This is a genomic window from Mesorhizobium sp. WSM4836, from assembly GCF_055811815.1.
In genome coordinates this window covers 1-263 of the sequence record NZ_JBVVQF010000130.1, presented here as the reverse complement: position 1 = coordinate 263, position 263 = coordinate 1, and the positions used below count along the sequence as shown (strand labels likewise).

Here is a 263-nt window from a genome sequence, read left to right as displayed (position 1 = left end):
CCTCAGGAGGTCAGGCGATCGCGCCGACCGGCCCCACGGGCGCTTCCTCCTCGCGCGAATAGGTCCCGGTCAGCACTCCGGCAGCCAGCACATGCCCCGCCATCGCGTCCAGCATCGCCCCGCGCCCCGGCGTCTCGCCGCCGATCTCAACCACCGCATCCAGCGCGAACAATTGGAAGACATAACGATGCTCGCCATGCCCGCGCGGCGGATCGGGCGGCAGCCAGCCCTCGCCCAGATAGGAATTGCGGCCGACATCGCCC

General features: G+C 70.3%; 1 protein-coding gene. It reads right to left on the bottom strand.

Annotated elements, in window-relative coordinates; translation table 11 throughout:
• Positions 1–10 precede the first annotated feature (10 nt).
• Positions 11–263: YbhB/YbcL family Raf kinase inhibitor-like protein (locus tag AC0L2P_RS32390; RefSeq protein ID WP_473507266.1), on the bottom strand; the 253-nt coding region annotated here is incomplete at its 5' end.